This is a genomic window from Colwellia sp. Arc7-D (genome assembly GCF_003061515.1).
Lineage (GTDB): Bacteria > Pseudomonadota > Gammaproteobacteria > Enterobacterales > Alteromonadaceae > Cognaticolwellia.
The window spans coordinates 985,954-1,001,817 of sequence record NZ_CP028924.1 but is presented as its reverse complement, the minus strand read 5'-3'; the positions used below and the strand labels follow the sequence as shown (position 1 = coordinate 1,001,817).

The following is a 15,864-nucleotide window of genomic DNA, read 5'->3' as shown; positions in this document are numbered from 1 at the left end:
CATGTTGTTTCGAGTATTAACTATTGTAATCGCCTTGTCTGTTTCTGCCTGTTCTAGTTGGGTTTATCGTATAGATATTCCACAAGGAAACTATTTAGAGCAAAAAGATATCGACAAACTTCAAATTGGCATGACAAAAGAACAAGTTAAATTTGTATTAGGTAGCCCTGTTGTTGAAGATGCGTTTAATACCGACATTTGGCATTATGTTTATCGGTTCAAGTCTGGTAGAAGCTCAGACTTTAACGCAGAAAAACAATTCACCATCACGTTTAAAGATAACCTAATAGTGAATGCAGAAGGTGATTTTGAATTACCAGAAAGCTATCACGTGCCAATGGTTAACTAAAATCTTTAACTAGCTTAAAGCTATATTGAAGTTTTGTGAAATGAAAGCATGTTATTGATAACATGCTTTTTTGTTTTTATCGTTTTATAAAATTTACAAAAAGATTCATTAAGAGATTAATAAGCAGCAAAGTTTAACTATCATTTGCCTTACTTCTACGTGGGTCAACCCGACCGCCAGTCACTTTATCTGCGCGCCCTTCTTCTTTCGCTTTTTCTGCTCGGCGTTTACGTACTTCTTTTGGATCTGCAAGCAATGGACGATAAACTTCAATACGATCTAGGTCATTTACCAAATCAGTTAACTTAGCAACACGATTCCATATACCAACGTTGTTTACTGATAAATCAATCTCTGGGAACACATCAACAATACCTGAAGCTAAAATAGCTTGTTCTATCGTAGTATGTGGCTCAACAGTACAACTAATGATTTCCTGATGCGTTGGTGTGCCATAAACAACTTCAATGGTTAGTTGTTCTTGCTCGCTGCTCTCTTCATTCATAATCTGTTCATTCATGTTACTGTAAACTCTTATAATAAATTTCGACTGCTAACCGTAAATTTCTTTCGCGCGCTGGGTAAAAGCCTGCACCATATTGTTGGCCAAATTATTAAATACCCGACCAAATGCTAAATCAAACATTTTATTAGAAAACTCGTAATCTAAAGTTAGCTCTATTTTACAAGCGTCATCAGACAATGCTTTTAATTGCCACCCGCCAACCAGGTATTTAAAAGGCCCGTCGACTAAGCTCATTTTAACTTCTTGATTACTCACCAGTACATTTTGGGTAGTAAACCACTTTTTAAGACCACCTTTTGACACCAATAATGCAGCTGTCATACCTACTTCATCTTGAGCAATTATTTTACTATCACTACAATCAGGTAAGAATTTTGGGTAAGCAAGTACATCATTAATTAAATAATACATATCTTCTACACTGTGCATCACTAATGCACTACGGCTTATGTTCGGCATTCACCCTCCAATTCTCAAGGGCGCTATCATAACAAATGTCTTTTAAAAACGCATTAAAGTGAAAAATGATAAATAAGCCATTTAAATAACAATAATTCCCCGTATAATGTTGGAGATTGCTATTTTTGGTAGTAAACAGAATGGAAATATAATGGCAAAGAAAAAAAAATCATCAAGCAGTAATACAATCGCACTGAATAAAAAAGCGCGTCACAACTATAACTTAACCGACAAATATGAAGCGGGTATGAGTTTACAAGGTTGGGAAATAAAAAGTATACGCAGTGGTAAAGCTAACATCTCAGACTGCTATGTCTTTGTTAAAGACCGTGAGGCATTTTTAGTAGGCGCAGAAATTATGCCGCTAAATGCAGCCTCAAGCCATGTGGTGTGTGATCCTAACCGTGCTCGAAAACTGCTATTAAACCGTCGTGAACTTGACCAACTCATGTTTGCCGTTGACCGAGATGGCTATTCACTCATTGCAACTGCAATGTATTGGAAGGCATGTTGGGTAAAACTTGAGTTTTATCTTGGTAAAGGTAAGAAAGATCACGACAAGCGTGCCGATATTAAAGATCGTGAATGGGCGGTTGATAAAGGTCGTTTAATGAAAAATAAAAACTTAGATAGATAGTTGGTTAAAAAATACCACGTTGTCTATTTAAATAAAGCGTTGTACAATGCGTTTTGTAGACTGATTTAGTCTATAATAAAAGAGTTAAACTTTGGGGCGGATCTAGGATTCGACAAGATTCACGAAACCCAAGGTGCATGCCGAGGGGCGGTTGGCCTCGTAAAAAGCCGCAAAACTATAATTGCAAACGACGAAACGTTCGCACTAGCCGCTTAGGCTAGCCATCGCCTCAAAAATTCTCCTATTGTTTAGAGGATCGATGGTCACCCCAAATAGGATAGCGAGGGAAGCACGCTTAAGGCTGAACCGCGAAATAGTATTAAGCTCACCATGACGAAGCCTGTCGATTGGCGTCTAATTGGTTAAACAAATAATCGACTAAGCATGTAGTACCGAGGATGTAGGTTTTTTGGACGGGGGTTCGATTCCCCCCCGCTCCACCAAAATAAAGACCTTTTTTAGTTTATTCGTTATACCTAGTAACTTATAAATTTGGCCATAGTCTGGCAACAGACTATGATAAAAAAAAACCGCTTAATTGCGGTTTTTTTATGTCTGAAATTTAATGTATACCTGACCCCATTGAATCTATGATCGCTTGATCGTTATATTAATTATTAATGTTTTTCTTACTAATCATTTCAACAATTATATTTGTAATATTTGACATGTATCTAATCGCGAACTATTTTTAATTTGTTTATTAAAAGGATCTAATATTATGCCTATATCACCAGCTGACTTATCCGATATCAAACAATTATTAAGTATTATAGTTAAGGAGTCGCTTAACCACTTTTCAGAGCTAGTTAATAGTAAAGATATTTTTTATCATAAAGAGTCTAAAATCACTGATTCATTCTATTTAGCATTTTATGAGTTTTGTGATGCTGATTTAAACAATGAAATACCAATGGAAAGTACGATAGAAAATATAACGACACGGATTAATAATGCTTTAGCTGAAGATTTTAAAACAGCTGGACTATATGGCCATCAACTTGAAACTAAAATAGGTCTTATAAACGTTAATAAATTCATTAACCCTAAAAGATGGCTAGAATGCCTGAAATCTTTGATGATGAGTATATTATCAATAACTGGCGGTGATGAAGCACTTAAAGAACTTATGGATATGGGCATAAACATCATCACAGACCAAGCAGATTCTTAATGAAAAGTTAAGTATTCCTCAATAACGCACCTTTTTTAGTTACGTGATCAAAGCTAAAAATGTGCTCACGTGGCGATTCGTTACATAATCCTATGAGTCGTCCCTTAAATTCTCTTTTACCTTTTTCAATCTCAACTATATTATTACATATAGGGCATTTCCCTTTATAAATGACAAATTCTAGCTTTCTATATGGTCTGCCATTTTTACTACGTTTATTTAGTTTAATTGACTCTATTTGTGCTGAAAATTGCAACAGACTCAATAGGAATTGAGATGCTATCACAATGCCTAAACCATTGGTTTTATAAATAGGTCATATTGAATTACCTAGTAGATAAGCAACAATTCCAATCGATAAATAACTAGCAACTTTGATACTTTGGGTGTGACAAAAGATTGAATGAATAAGCCTACACCTGAGGACAAAGCGAATACCGTAACTATTAAAGAAATGATTAATGAATGGTTTAAGCGTACTCAAGACCAATGGGAGTATTCAACAAAACGCGGATACATCAGCAAAAAAAATCATCATATTGAACCTAACTTTGGTCATATTTATGTGAATGAATTTAAGCCTAGTTTATTTAAAGACTGGGGAGCTACGGCTACTAAAATAAATTCAAATGAATCACTTTCAGGTAAAACTAAAAATGAAATACGTTCAACTCTTCATTCTGCATTCCAAGAACTTTATATTGATGAAATCATTGACGGAAACCCTATAGACCGAATAAAACGATTTAAACATATCAAAGCTGAACCTGAACCATTTAATGCAAATGAACGTGAAAAGATAGTAGCTAAAATGTCAGGACAAGTACGAAATTTACTTTTGGACAGGTTTACGCACAAGTGAATTATTAGCTCTTAGAAAGTGTGATATTGATTTAAAGCGTAGGGTTACCTTTGTAAAGAAAGCCTTAGTACATGGAAGAGAAAAAGGTACAAAAACAAAATCAGGTGAACGTACTCATGAACTTCATGAAAAAGCATTCAAACTCTAATTGCACAATTAAAGTTAAATACAGGAAACCAAGAACGAATATTTCTTAACCCTAAAACAAATCAATCATGACGTGATGATCGTGCTATTTATCATAATTGCTGGCAACCTGCTCTTAAAAGTTCAGGCGTTAAATTTCGAAAACAATATAACACTCGACATACGTACGCTTCAATCATGTTAACTGAAAATAAACCTATCGGTTGGGTAGCAAAACAATTGGGCCATAGTGATATAGGTATGACAATAAGAACTTATGCTCGATGGATACCTGAGAGTGTATAATCTGCAAAATATCAAATTATATCTAGATAAATTGAACTTTATCTTCTAATCTCTACTCTATATCTTATAAATGTGTAATTGCATGTGTAATTCAATGAATGTATACTGCAAATTCAAAATAATTCCAAGGTAAAATAATGGGTTTAGTATATTCTTTAGCGGTTATTAGTGTAGCAGAAATAGCGGCTAATAAATTAAATACTATGAACGAAGAAGTTCATGAGTTATTGCGAGAAAAGTACCCTTTAAAAATGGAAGACTTAGCTAAAAACGTATCTGTTCAGATAGATGAAGATAACAAGGTAAACTCTATTACTAAAACAAGTCCTGTATTTACATTTATTTCTGCAGATAGAAATGATGCTATTATGATAGCTTGTGAACAGATTACATTTCATACAAAAAAAGAGCATGGTACTGATTACATCGTTAATGAGCTTAAATACGTATTTTCAAAAATTGCTACTATTCTTGAAATTAAACATGTTGGAAATGTCGCAATTCGAAATATTCATAATTTTTCGTTAAATGATGATGGTGTTTCATTTAATGGTTTTAATGCGACTAATTTATTAGCTCCAACAATTAATTCTATGCCACAGAAAGGTCCGTCTGTATTTGAATGTCATTATGTAAAACAAAAAAACATTCTTAGATTAAAGACAAGCGTTGAAATGAGCACTTCCATTCTGCCCAATGAATTAATGGATTCAGCAATTAAGCATCTAAAAATTTCAAGTGATATAATAAATATTTTAGTTAGAATAGATATAGATACAATTTATAATTGTGATGGAACATTTAGATTGTTTAATATTGATGAAATAGTTAGTAACTTTACCGAAATAGGTAATCAAGCTGATACCGTTTATGCTGAGATACAAAAAGGAGTTTAACTATGTATGTTGTAAAGCAAGAAATCAGTATTACTAAGTCGGCATTTATTGCAATTGCAGCAAGTGCAACAACAGTTGTAAGTGCTACTGAAAGTATTCAATTATCTGTCTCTTCATATGATCATGTTATTAAGTCGAGTGATAGTAATAACACCAATCCTAATAAGTTAGTAACCCTTAATAGTGAATGGAAATTTGATCTTTCAACTCCCAGTTTAACTAAAGTAGAAAATAATGTTAATAAATCTGAGCGTTTAAGAGAGTCTTTTAATTTTGGTGTGAAGCAATGGTGTGCCATTTTAGGTGTTGCAAGAGAAACACGCTATAAATGGCTTAAAAAACCAGAAACTGAAATGAACCAAAACACATTAGATAAACTTTTAGTAATGGAAAAAATGTCTGAAATTATGGAAACGGATCATTTGCCGTTTCTTTCTACTCTAGCTTTTGGTCGTCAAAAATTAGACTCTGTGGCAACAGAGTTAACAAGTAACGATTTTTCAGTAGATTCAGTTGATGAGTTTTATGATCAATACTACTTTAAACTTGAAGGTTTACTGAAAAGAAGTGTTGCATAGCATTGGATAGAGAAAGCCTAATAGACAGTGGCTGGTCAAGAGGCTCTGTAATTGATTTATCTATAGATGAGAACTTGAGTTTAATTAATAACTTACCTATTAAAGTTCAAGCCTATATTGCAGATAAAAAAGCGTATGCAATTATATCTTTATATGATTGCGCGCTTGTACACTCTAGTTTAGAAAGTGAACCATGGTTTTACATTTTTATAGCAACTGAAATTGACAAACTAAATGGTAGCTTTTCATACGGAAAAAATGAGAGACGACTTAATTTTGAGTTGCAGACACCTGAATGTGATATTTTTCTTGAAACTAATGCATTAACGTGTAATTTAAATATCGATAGAGAGATATTATCACAATTAATGTTTTCATCTATTTTAGCTTCTAAAGAGTTAGAAGTAGCACTGAACTGGATATCAGATAGGATAACTAGACCTGTATTCACAGATGAATTTAATACAGATGTAAAGAGTAAAGCTGAAAAAGTATTTAAAGACATTAGAATGGAAAGTATATCTTCAGTATACCTGAAAGAAACAGTTTTCGAAGGTAAAACCAAGAATGAAGTAAAAGTATTCTTGACAGTTCCTCAAGAAATAGGCCGACCAAAATACAAGAAATTATCAACAGAAAAACAAAATGGCGAAACAATTGAAGAACGGATGAATGCGATATTTCCATTGAACAAGTATCGAGCAACTACACTTTTAATTCCAGAGGCTGAAATATCAATAGCAATGCTTAAAGATTATAAAAAATGGTCACCCGATTATTTTTCAGATAGAGTGAATAAAGAAGACACTGAAAAAACAACGTTTAAAAATCAGTCATTTTAATAAGTTATTTGTCTCATAAACGTATAACCAACAGAAAATAAAGAGTTTTATATGGGTTCGATTCCCCCGCCCCACCAAAATAAAAACCCTTTTTAATCCATTAGTTATACCTAGTAACTTATAAATTTGGCCATAGTCTGGCAACAGACTATGATAAAAAAAACCGCTTAATGGCGGTTTTTTTATGTCTGAAATTTCTGTTAGTTATTTACTTAACGACTTCAATTACCACTTTAGCTACAGCGCCATTCCAGTTATACATTTGTCGTGAAAGATCAGCCTCGCCATGAATGGCTGGGCTTGGGTAAATATATCCTTCGCCAGCATCTTCTGGTGAAAATGGTACGCCACCACAATGGGGGCCTGGAATATTGTTACAATATTCGTCATTAGTTTCAGTGCCGCCGTCATAAGCTTTTAAAAAGTAAACTTGCTTACCTTTCTTTGGTAAAGATTTACCTAATAATGCAACCATAGTGTCGTTTGTTGGTAATAACATAGCAGCAATACTAATTTGTTTATATTTACCATGCCTCTCCATAGTAAGTTCTACACTTGCTCCAGGTGCAAGCAAACCTTCAGAGTTAGTTGTTGAAAGAACATTTCTAGAATCATCTAATGCTGTTTTTAGCATTGAAATGTCACCGCCTTCAGCTATACGCTCAATCATTTTTGAAGCTGGCTCTCCTACTTTAAAAAAGCTAATATCGCGATTATGTGTAGCGACTAATAAAGGGGTAAAAGAAACACCTTTTGTTAGGTTAGTTACGGTAACTTTATATGTTTTATTGTCATTTTTTCCGGCACTTGCGCCTAATGAAATAATTGAGCTAAGTACTAACACCAATATTGATAGTTTTAATTTCATAATATAATCCTTTTTACTTATAGTTAGATTTTGCTGTATTTTTAAAACGTTGTTTTATATCGACATCAAATTTTTTGATATTGCAAAGCAGAGTTTATATACAATTAATCACAGTCAACTCACGTAAAGTTAACAAAACTATCACAGCAAAAAAAAGCGATTAGAATTAAACCGTTAATATAAATAATAAGTTAAAGAGGAAGTTAAGCGTAGGTATTGGTGATTGTGGCAATTAAATATATTAATTAGAAGCTGACTTAATTTTCGTTGAATTGGATCAGTGTATATAAGAAGAAAGGTTAAACGCTTGCCACTAATTACCTTTGTAAATAAATGACAAGCGTTAGATTGGAATATTACAAAATACTAACCAGTGCTTTTTCTAGCTCAGTTACCGTTCGGTCAACATTATGAAGCTTGTCTAAACCGAATAAGCCAATGCGGAAAGTTTTAAAATCAGCACGTTCGCCAACTTGCATTGGTACGCCAGCGGCTATCTGCAAACCTACAGAGGCGAATTTTTTGCCATTCTGGAATTCATCATCAGTTGTATAACTGACAACAACACCCGGCGCTGTAAAACCTTCAGCAGCTACACTTTTAATACCGTGTTGGTTGAGTAATGCACGTACACGTTGACCAAGTTCGTGTTGCTCTTGGCATACTTTATCAAAGCCATAGGCTTTGGTTTCTTTAATAATATCTCTAAAACGCGTTAAACCGTCTGTTGGCATAGTGGCGTGATAAGCATGACCACCATTTTCATAAGCTTCCATAATTTGCAGCCACTTTTTCAGATCACAAGCAAAGCTGTCACTGGTGGTTGACTCTATACGATCGCGCGCCAACTCACTAAGCATAACTAGTGCGCAACACGGTGAAGCACTCCAACCTTTTTGCGGGGCGCTAATTAATACGTCAACACCCGTTGCTTTCATATCTACCCAGATAGTGCCTGATGCGATACAGTCAAGCACCATAATCCCGCCCACTTGGTGTACGGCTTGTGCCATGGCTTTTATATAATCGTCGGGTAATATAATACCGGCAGAGGTTTCAACATGAGGAGCAAATACAAGGTCTGGCGATTCAGCTAAAATAGTAGCAACTACTTCATCTATCGGTGGTGGTGTAAAGGGCGCTTGGGCTTCATCACTAGTTTGTTGTGCTTTCAAAACAGTTTCGTGACTTGGTATATCACCCATTTCAAAAATTTGGCTCCAACGATAGCTAAACCAACCATTTCGTACCACTAATACTTTTTTGTTACGGGCAAATTGTCGAGCAACCGCTTCCATACCAAAAGTTCCACTACCGGGAACAACTATGGTGCTTTTCGCTTGATAAACCTCTTTTAAGTCAGCAGAGATATCTTGCATAACTTGCTGAAAGGAACCAGACATATGGTTTAATGAGCGGTCAGTGTAAACAACGGAGTATTCTAATAATCCATCAGGGTCAATATTGGGTAGCAATCCAGCCATGTGAGGTCTCTTTATATCGTATATATATGCATGATATTGCCGCAGATACCAAAGACTATCAATGCCTTTTACGTAATATTTAGTATCACGATGTGGAGAATTAAAAAACTTGATCACGGTTAGTGACATTGAAAGAGGATAAGTAATAACTAGATGAAACTGACCTTAACACCAACACCTAAATGAATAGGGTAAAATAAGTCCCCTTTATGTTTGAAAACCTATGCTAAAACACTCTAAATTTATAATTTTTGACATTACTCTTAGGTAAAGTAATGGGTCACTAACTTTACCTAATACTTTTAAAAACAGATAAATCTACCCGTTAGTCGTCATAAAGCTAGTGCAGTTAAGCTAGGATGCTATACACTCTATTTTATTGACACTATTGTAAAAAGGATCTTCTGTTGTGAGCTCAACTATTAGCAACTACCAACCACTTAAATGGTTATTTGCCCTTGCGGTTTTATATACACTTTACCTTGCCCAATCGTTGTTTATTCCTATTTTATTCTCTGGTTTTATTGCGCTTTTACTAAGTCCACCCGTTAAATTATTAAAAACGTTTTATATCCCCCGCACTGTTTCCTCTTTTGTATTATTAGCTTTACTTGTTGCACCATTTACATTCTTAGCTTCAGAGTTAGTTGAGCCAGCTCAAAAGTGGGCACAGTTATTACCTAAAATTACTGTTCAGCTAAACCAGAAAATAGATAACATTAGTGATGAGTTTGATAACCAAAAGCAGCAAGTCGAAGCAGAGGTTGCCGCCAGAAATAAAAAAGCTGAAAAATTTAGTTTTTTTGGCTTATTCTCAAGTGATAAACCACAACCTAAAAAGGCAGCTGAAACAGACGGAAATACAGTAGAAAAACATATTAAACAAAGTGGTATTAAATTATTGATTGCCGGATTAAGTAGCGCTCCTTTATTTTTAGCTCAATGTTTTGGGTGCTTAATATTAATACTATTTTTGCTGATATACGGCCCATCTGTTTACATTGCGGCCAGAAGCTTTCCTCATATTGCCAATAAGAAAAAGCTCGACTCTATTGTTTACGAAGTACAAAAAGTATTATCAAAATATATTATTACCATCAGTGTTATTAATTTTATTCTTGGTGCTGCCTCCGCTATAGCGTTTGCGTTTTTGGGCTTAGACGACCCTATATTATGGGGAGCTTTAGTAGGTTTACTTAACTTTGTACCCTATGTTGGTTCAGCAATTAGTATTGTTATTTTAACTTTGGTGGGTTCAGTTCAATTTGGTTTAACGTTATTTGCCCTAGTACCTGCCTTTGCGTTTTTATGTATTAACATTCTAGAGTCACAATTGCTTACCCCTATGGTATTGGGCACAAAAATGCAGCTTAATCCACTTGTGACTATTTTGTGGTTGTTTTTTCTTGGTTGGCTTTGGGGAATGCTTGGCGTATTGCTAGCGGTGCCTATTTTAGTGTCGATAAAATTAACACTAGAGCGACTTAAGCTACTTACCCATTGGGTAACCTTTATTGAAGCCAAAGCTTAAATAAGCGCTTAATAAATGAAAGTATATATAGTTTTTGGTGCAGAGAATGAAAAATAAGTAAGTAAAGTTTTCATTCTTCTGTGTCAATATTGCAAAACAAAACACGCACATACTTATCGAAAAATATAAGCACCTGAATTAAAACAGATTAATTTCAAATAATACTTGGCTCAATGATTGCTCTACTTAAACCAGTTAATAAAAACTGTTATGTAAAAAGGAGAATAATCACATGGCTACTAAAACTTCAAACATCGATAAGCAATCAAATTCTACGCACCCTATTTCAGATAAAGTAAAAGATACTTTGCATGAGTCTGTCGATACTCTAGCTCAAAAAGCAGCAACAACAGAAGATCGTTTACGTAATGCTGCGCAATCTGGTAGTGAAAACTTCACAGCGAAGCAAGAAGAAGTAAAAGCACAATGGGAACAATCTTCAATAAAAAAATATGCCACAGAAAACCCTGTAGCAACAGCCGGTATTGCATTTGCTGCAGGTGTATTGTTAACCAGTCTTTTACGCAGAAAATAATAACAACTGAATAGGAAGCGAATATAGTGACTATAAGCGAAGACTCAGGTACTCAGCAAAAGCATGATAATGCTGAGGCTGAAAGCTTACGCCTTTCACAGGAGCAACAGCAAGCAGTTGAGGCTGAAGCTTCTTTTCGTGAAACCTATTCGGCTATCATTAAGCTTTTCAATGTTAAACAAAAAAAGTATAAAAGCACCCTCGACCTAGCACTTTTAGAGGGAAAAATATCACTTAAAGCTATGGCAGTATTTGGTATTTTAATGTTAGCGGCATTCGTTATTGTTGCTGTTCTTTGGGGCTTATTTAACGTGGCGTTAGTATTAGGCGTTATGCATTGGTCTTCTTCAGTTTGGCTGGGTTTAATGGTTGCGGCTGGGGTTAATGTTCTACTATTTTTCATTTGTTTTAACTTAATGAAGAAGGTAAAACGTGAAGTTGGATTTAATCGCACGCAACGCGTATTTAAAGGTGACTTATGATATTTTCATTATTTAAACAGATTAAACATGCTGATCAATGTGCCGCTAATGTAATGTTACTTCGTAAACTCGACAAAGCACAAAGTGTTAGGGCAAAAGAAAAATCTTTAGCGCTAATAACATCCCCAAAAGGCTTAGCCACAATTTTCACTGTAGGCTTAGCTAGAGGATTGATAACACCGAGTATTGCGACACAGCTTAAAAGTATGGCGGTTATATACGGTAAAACTAATTTAGATGGTTGGTTAACTGGCGACGAAATTCAAAGGCCTGAATAGCTCACTGTAAAAACTTAATTTTATTGTAAGTGAATATCTACTCGATACTTAGTTATAAGTTGGTAAACGATATATTAAAAAAGACGCCTTAAGCGTCTTTTTTATTGGGTATTTATAGCTGAGCGCTATAAAATTAAACTTTGCTTACCCTACTCGGTGCAGAGCACACAGTTTATTGCCAGAAGGATCACGTAAATAAGCAAGATAAAGCTTACCTGCGGGTGCTTCCCTTACGCCTGGTGCATCTTCACAAGCTTCGCCTCCATTGGCTACTCCTGCTGCTTGCCATGCATCAGCCTGAGCTGGTGAAGTAGCAGCAAAACCTACTGTACTGCCATTGCCATTACATGCTTTTTCACCATTAATTGGCTTACTTATTGAAAATACACCAGTATCTGTAAAGTAAAAACAGCGGCCTTTTTCATCAATAACGCCTGGCTCGTGGCCTAATTCACCTAAAATAGCATCGTAAAAAATTTTTGATGCGTTTACATCGTTAGCACCGACCATAATATGACTAAACATTGGATTTCCTCTTTTTTAAATGACTTGACTGTTTTTAACACAATAACCTATTGAATAAATACAATAATACTGGGTTTATATAATAATAGCTGAATTTATACAGTCTCAGCATGCACGAAAATCAGCCTCCAATACAAGAATAATTTAATTTTTTTCAATGACTCATGTCTATAAAACATGGGTTATTAAATATTTAGACATTAATCAAAACACTTATTTGTATATTAATCCGTCTATCAAAGCAATTATCTGATTTTATATGACTTTTTTTAATATAAACTACAAATTTGTATTGCAAATGATAATCACTCTCATTATCATTGCGTTTAACTTGATGCTTAAAGCATTTACTTGAACACATTCGTTGATAATTTGGAGATTAACATGAAGTACTCACCGCTGTTTTTGGCAATATCTATGGCAACGCCAATAACTGCATATGCTAATAGCAGTCCTTTAGAAGTTATTGAGGTTACAGGTAGTTATTTTAATGATTACAAAGTCGATGAAGCAAAGGGAGCCATGCGTACCGATGTTTCATTACTTGAAACCGCACAATCAGTGACCGTAATTTCAAGTACTATTGTTGAAGAACAATTAGCAACCACTTTAGGTGAAGTACTTACCAATGACGCCAGCCTTTCTGCAGGCTCCAAGCAACGTAATCGTGAGGTATTTAACTTACGCGGTTTTGAGCTAAGCTCTTCAAATGGTTATTTACGCGATGGCCACCAACATTGGTCACACTACCAACAACCAATAGAAACTTTAGAAGCGGTTGAAGTGATTAAAGGTCCTTCAAGTATTTTATACGGTCAATCGGGTCCCGGTGGCTTAGTAAATATGGTTACTAAAAAGCCAACTGCTAACACCTTATTTACTATCGGTGCAGATACCGACCAAGAAGGTTCAACCCGTTTTACCTTAGATGCAGGCGGCGCGCTAAACGACGACGAATCGCTTCGTTATCGTGGCATTTTAGTGAAGCAAGATGTTACTTATCAACGTGAATATCAAAACGGTGATCAGCGTGAGCGCGATCGTTTCTTAGGTGCACTTGTTGTTGATTATGATGTTTCAGATGACTTATCACTGAGTGTTCATTATGACTACACAAACGACAAAGCAGGATTAGACACTGGTGGTTGGTTAAACGAAGACGGCAATTTAATTGGCGATCGTAAAACTATTCGTGATATGTCGTGGGCATTCACCGACATTGACGTTGAAAACTACGGCGCTGATATTAATTATAATATGAGTGATACATGGCGAGTAACCCTTGGCTACAACAAGCAAACCTTTGAACGCCAACGTTTCGAGTCTTCGCCAAAATATGGCAGTACTTTTAATGTTGAGGGCGATAGCTATACCTCAAATCCTTATGACCGTTTTGACGACTGGCAATTCACGACTACCTTTATCGACTTTGTTGGCGAATTTGAGTTTGCAGGTGTTAGCCACCAGCTTTTAATCGGTGCTAACTCACTAGATTATTCTTACGACCAAGTTAAAGCTAATGGCACAGCAATTACTTATTCAGCAGGACAAGTCGAACCACCAAAGCCAGATATTAGTTATAAAAATCCAGATACAAGATCACATAGCGAATACGACTACTACGGTATATACGTGCAAGATTTGGTTACCTTTAACGAGACTTGGCAGGTTTCATTCGGTGGTCGTTATGACAAGCAAAACAAAGAAGGTGCTGATAATGAATCTTTCTTGCCTAAGTTTGGTGTGCTGTATCACCCCTCTGAACAAGCCACTATTTACTATAGCTACACTGAAGGTTTTGAACCACAAAGTAGCGAAACTTTAGATAACGATACTGATATCAATCATGGTATGAAACTAGAGGCTATGGAATCTAAGCAAAGCGAAATTGGCGTAAAATGGCAACTTGTTGACGACAGACTTCTTCTAAGTGGCGCTATTTTTGATATCAGCAAAATGGGTAAGTTAATCAAAGAAGATCTGATTGATTCTGCATTTGAATCTCGCACAACGCAAGCTGGCGAGCAACGCCATAAAGGTTTTGAATTGGGCGCTCAAGGTGCCATTAATGACAAATTATTTATTATGTCATCGTTGATAAATATCGACGCTGAATATGAACGCGACGCATTATATCAAGGCAATACGCCAGTTGATGTACCGGAATGGTCTGCGGCTTTATGGTCACGCTACGAGTTAACTGAAAAACTTGCCTTTAATGCCGGTGCATTTTACGAGGGATCGCGCTTTGCAGATAACCAAAACACCATCAAAAAAGACAGCTATACCCGCATTGATGTCGGAGCAACTTATCAAATGGATATTAAAGAGCATGAACTAAACCTGCGCTTTAACATTAATAACTTGCTAGACAAAAGATACTTAATTGGCGGCGGAACCACGAGTGTAACAGCAGCTGATGGTATTAGCTTCCGCTTAGCAGCTCAGTTGGCATTCTAGTGAAAAGTTAGTAAATAATTCAGGTTAAGGCGACACACTTTATGTAGGTCGCCTTTTCTGATTTTGTACTTTTTATATCAAGCAGATTAAATTATTTTTCTTCATTTGATGAAAATAACGATTCAAATTCAGGTGAGTAATTGGTTCTTACATAGTTGTAAGCCTAGAGAGCTGTGCAAGAGCATATTGCCGAGAAATAGCAATTGAACATAACGCGGAAATTGGATTACTTGAGCATTGGTAGGTATTCAATAAATTAGTCCGTTTGGTATTAGCATTTTTACTAGTAATAGTTCAATCGCATTTTAATAACATTAATGAAGAAAATAAGTAGTAATGAAGCCTTCTAAAAAAACCTTAAATCTTGCCCGACTTATTCACGTTTATGTGTCTATGGCGTTACTGACCTTGTTACTGTTTTTTTCAGTTACAGGCATCACCCTAAACCACCCTGAATGGTTTAGTAGTCATATAGCGAAGGTTGTAGAAAGTGAACTAACGATCAATTCCATTGCCGAGCTTGCAATTAACGATAACAAGGTAACACCTAAGCAACAGCAATTTATTACCTATGAAGTAGAGCAAACCTTTGGGGTTTCTTTAACAGATATAAAGCCCGAGTTCATGTCAGGTGAATTTTTTTATAGCATTAAACAGGCAGGAAAAAGTGCCAGCATTGCCGTTGAACTTGAAACCGGTGACGCTTTTTATGAACAAACCCATTACGGCTGGTGGGCTGTGCTTAATGATTTACATAAAGGCCGAAACACCAGTAACTTTTGGGGCTGGATTATCGATCTTTCCAGTGTACTTTTTATTGTTTTTGCTATCACGGGCTTTATTTTAGCCATGCCACAAAAACGTTTTCATCGCACTTTAGTGGTCAGTGTTAGCAGCACATTACTGGCCATTTTGAGTATTATTTACTTTGCCTAAAAGGAATTTA

Annotated in this window: 18 protein-coding genes and 1 other RNA gene; 14 read left to right on the top strand and 5 right to left on the bottom strand. The window is 35.6% G+C overall.

Annotation, left to right across the window (positions count from 1 at the left end; all coding sequences use genetic code 11):
* The first annotated feature begins 1 nt into the window (after window position 1).
* The gene (gene bamE / locus DBO93_RS04350) at window positions 2-349 is read left to right on the top strand and encodes an outer membrane protein assembly factor BamE (RefSeq protein WP_182256252.1); all 348 of its coding nucleotides are present in this window, start codon (window positions 2-4) and stop codon (window positions 347-349) included.
* A gap of 133 nt (window positions 350-482) precedes the next feature.
* Here bamE and DBO93_RS04345 read toward each other — a convergent pair whose 3' ends face one another.
* Both DBO93_RS04345 and DBO93_RS04340 read right to left on the bottom strand, forming a co-directional pair.
* Window positions 483-869 (bottom strand): RnfH family protein, encoded by a 387-nt coding sequence (locus DBO93_RS04345; RefSeq protein WP_108455234.1) that lies wholly within the window; start codon window positions 867-869, stop codon window positions 483-485.
* Between the two features lie 33 nt (window positions 870-902).
* Window positions 903-1,334, bottom strand: a complete 432-nt coding sequence (locus DBO93_RS04340) for an SRPBCC family protein (protein WP_108455233.1) — start codon at window positions 1,332-1,334, stop codon at window positions 903-905.
* A gap of 151 nt (window positions 1,335-1,485) precedes the next feature.
* Between DBO93_RS04340 and smpB the strand changes: the two genes are divergently transcribed.
* The 7 genes from smpB (at window position 1,486) to DBO93_RS04290 (ending at window position 6,755) form a co-directional block, all read left to right on the top strand.
* Window positions 1,486-1,971: an SsrA-binding protein SmpB gene (smpB, locus tag DBO93_RS04335; protein ID WP_108455232.1), complete on the top strand. Its 486-nt coding sequence runs from the start codon at window positions 1,486-1,488 to the stop codon at window positions 1,969-1,971.
* A 93-nt stretch (window positions 1,972-2,064) separates the two neighbouring features.
* Window positions 2,065-2,414, top strand: a transfer-messenger RNA (tmRNA) gene (gene ssrA / locus DBO93_RS04330).
* A 278-nt stretch (window positions 2,415-2,692) separates the two neighbouring features.
* A complete protein-coding gene (locus DBO93_RS04325) occupies window positions 2,693-3,145 on the top strand; it encodes a hypothetical protein (RefSeq protein WP_108455231.1) in 453 nt (150 codons plus the stop codon).
* A gap of 403 nt (window positions 3,146-3,548) precedes the next feature.
* Window positions 3,549-4,007, top strand: coding sequence for a hypothetical protein (locus DBO93_RS04315; RefSeq protein ID WP_108455229.1), 459 nt, complete (start codon window positions 3,549-3,551; stop codon window positions 4,005-4,007).
* A 569-nt stretch (window positions 4,008-4,576) separates the two neighbouring features.
* Window positions 4,577-5,335 (top strand): TIGR04255 family protein, encoded by a 759-nt coding sequence (locus tag DBO93_RS04300; protein WP_108455227.1) that lies wholly within the window; start codon window positions 4,577-4,579, stop codon window positions 5,333-5,335.
* A gap of 2 nt (window positions 5,336-5,337) precedes the next feature.
* The gene (locus DBO93_RS04295; protein WP_108455226.1) at window positions 5,338-5,913 is read left to right on the top strand and encodes a hypothetical protein; all 576 of its coding nucleotides are present in this window, start codon (window positions 5,338-5,340) and stop codon (window positions 5,911-5,913) included.
* 2 nt (window positions 5,914-5,915) lie between these two features.
* Window positions 5,916-6,755, top strand: coding sequence for a hypothetical protein (locus tag DBO93_RS04290; protein WP_108455225.1), 840 nt, complete (start codon window positions 5,916-5,918; stop codon window positions 6,753-6,755).
* A gap of 208 nt (window positions 6,756-6,963) precedes the next feature.
* On the opposite strand, the gene DBO93_RS04285 is transcribed toward DBO93_RS04290, so the two are convergent.
* Both DBO93_RS04285 and DBO93_RS04280 read right to left on the bottom strand, forming a co-directional pair.
* Complete coding sequence (locus DBO93_RS04285) at window positions 6,964-7,623, bottom strand: spondin domain-containing protein (protein ID WP_108455224.1); 660 nt, start codon at window positions 7,621-7,623, stop codon at window positions 6,964-6,966.
* 356 nt (window positions 7,624-7,979) lie between these two features.
* Complete coding sequence (locus tag DBO93_RS04280; RefSeq protein WP_108455223.1) at window positions 7,980-9,107, bottom strand: aminotransferase class V-fold PLP-dependent enzyme; 1,128 nt, start codon at window positions 9,105-9,107, stop codon at window positions 7,980-7,982.
* Window positions 9,108-9,516: 409 nt separating this feature from the next.
* Here DBO93_RS04280 and DBO93_RS04275 point away from each other — a divergent pair, with 409 nt between their 5' ends.
* The 4 genes from DBO93_RS04275 to DBO93_RS04260 all read left to right on the top strand — a co-directional run bounded on the left by DBO93_RS04275 (window position 9,517) and on the right by DBO93_RS04260 (window position 11,933).
* A complete protein-coding gene (locus DBO93_RS04275) occupies window positions 9,517-10,638 on the top strand; it encodes an AI-2E family transporter (RefSeq protein ID WP_108455222.1) in 1,122 nt (373 codons plus the stop codon).
* Between the two features lie 232 nt (window positions 10,639-10,870).
* On the top strand, window positions 10,871-11,173 hold the full coding sequence (locus DBO93_RS04270; RefSeq protein WP_108455221.1) for a DUF883 domain-containing protein: 303 nt from the start codon (window positions 10,871-10,873) through the stop codon (window positions 11,171-11,173).
* A 26-nt stretch (window positions 11,174-11,199) separates the two neighbouring features.
* Window positions 11,200-11,655 (top strand): phage holin family protein, encoded by a 456-nt coding sequence (locus DBO93_RS04265; RefSeq protein WP_108455220.1) that lies wholly within the window; start codon window positions 11,200-11,202, stop codon window positions 11,653-11,655.
* Complete coding sequence (locus tag DBO93_RS04260) at window positions 11,652-11,933, top strand: hypothetical protein (RefSeq protein ID WP_108455219.1); 282 nt, start codon at window positions 11,652-11,654, stop codon at window positions 11,931-11,933. The genes DBO93_RS04265 and DBO93_RS04260 overlap by 4 nt, the downstream gene beginning before the upstream one ends.
* A gap of 144 nt (window positions 11,934-12,077) precedes the next feature.
* Here the strand turns inward: DBO93_RS04260 and DBO93_RS04255 are convergent, their stop codons facing one another.
* Window positions 12,078-12,458, bottom strand: coding sequence for a VOC family protein (locus DBO93_RS04255; protein ID WP_108455218.1), 381 nt, complete (start codon window positions 12,456-12,458; stop codon window positions 12,078-12,080).
* 384 nt (window positions 12,459-12,842) lie between these two features.
* Here DBO93_RS04255 and DBO93_RS04250 point away from each other — a divergent pair, with 384 nt between their 5' ends.
* Window positions 12,843-14,918: a TonB-dependent siderophore receptor gene (locus tag DBO93_RS04250; RefSeq protein WP_108455217.1), complete on the top strand. Its 2,076-nt coding sequence runs from the start codon at window positions 12,843-12,845 to the stop codon at window positions 14,916-14,918.
* A 336-nt stretch (window positions 14,919-15,254) separates the two neighbouring features.
* The gene (locus DBO93_RS04245; protein ID WP_108455216.1) at window positions 15,255-15,854 is read left to right on the top strand and encodes a PepSY-associated TM helix domain-containing protein; all 600 of its coding nucleotides are present in this window, start codon (window positions 15,255-15,257) and stop codon (window positions 15,852-15,854) included.
* Window positions 15,855-15,864: the final 10 nt, after the last annotated feature.

Excerpts from the sequence above, each read along its gene's own strand:
- bamE (WP_182256252.1), top strand. The coding sequence starts at position 2 with ATGTTGTTTCGAGTATTAACTATTGTAATCGCCTTGTCTGTTTCTGCC.
- DBO93_RS04345 (WP_108455234.1), bottom strand. The coding sequence starts at position 869 with ATGAATGAACAGATTATGAATGAAGAGAGCAGCGAGCAAGAACAACTA.
- DBO93_RS04340 (WP_108455233.1), bottom strand. The coding sequence starts at position 1,334 with ATGCCGAACATAAGCCGTAGTGCATTAGTGATGCACAGTGTAGAAGAT.
- smpB (WP_108455232.1), top strand. The coding sequence starts at position 1,486 with ATGGCAAAGAAAAAAAAATCATCAAGCAGTAATACAATCGCACTGAAT.
- DBO93_RS04325 (WP_108455231.1), top strand. The coding sequence starts at position 2,693 with ATGCCTATATCACCAGCTGACTTATCCGATATCAAACAATTATTAAGT.
- DBO93_RS04315 (WP_108455229.1), top strand. The coding sequence starts at position 3,549 with ATGAATAAGCCTACACCTGAGGACAAAGCGAATACCGTAACTATTAAA.
- DBO93_RS04300 (WP_108455227.1), top strand. The coding sequence starts at position 4,577 with ATGGGTTTAGTATATTCTTTAGCGGTTATTAGTGTAGCAGAAATAGCG.
- DBO93_RS04295 (WP_108455226.1), top strand. The coding sequence starts at position 5,338 with ATGTATGTTGTAAAGCAAGAAATCAGTATTACTAAGTCGGCATTTATT.
- DBO93_RS04285 (WP_108455224.1), bottom strand. The coding sequence starts at position 7,623 with ATGAAATTAAAACTATCAATATTGGTGTTAGTACTTAGCTCAATTATT.
- DBO93_RS04280 (WP_108455223.1), bottom strand. The coding sequence starts at position 9,107 with ATGGCTGGATTGCTACCCAATATTGACCCTGATGGATTATTAGAATAC.
- DBO93_RS04270 (WP_108455221.1), top strand. The coding sequence starts at position 10,871 with ATGGCTACTAAAACTTCAAACATCGATAAGCAATCAAATTCTACGCAC.
- DBO93_RS04260 (WP_108455219.1), top strand. The coding sequence starts at position 11,652 with ATGATATTTTCATTATTTAAACAGATTAAACATGCTGATCAATGTGCC.
- DBO93_RS04255 (WP_108455218.1), bottom strand. The coding sequence starts at position 12,458 with ATGTTTAGTCATATTATGGTCGGTGCTAACGATGTAAACGCATCAAAA.
- DBO93_RS04250 (WP_108455217.1), top strand. The coding sequence starts at position 12,843 with ATGAAGTACTCACCGCTGTTTTTGGCAATATCTATGGCAACGCCAATA.
- DBO93_RS04245 (WP_108455216.1), top strand. The coding sequence starts at position 15,255 with ATGAAGCCTTCTAAAAAAACCTTAAATCTTGCCCGACTTATTCACGTT.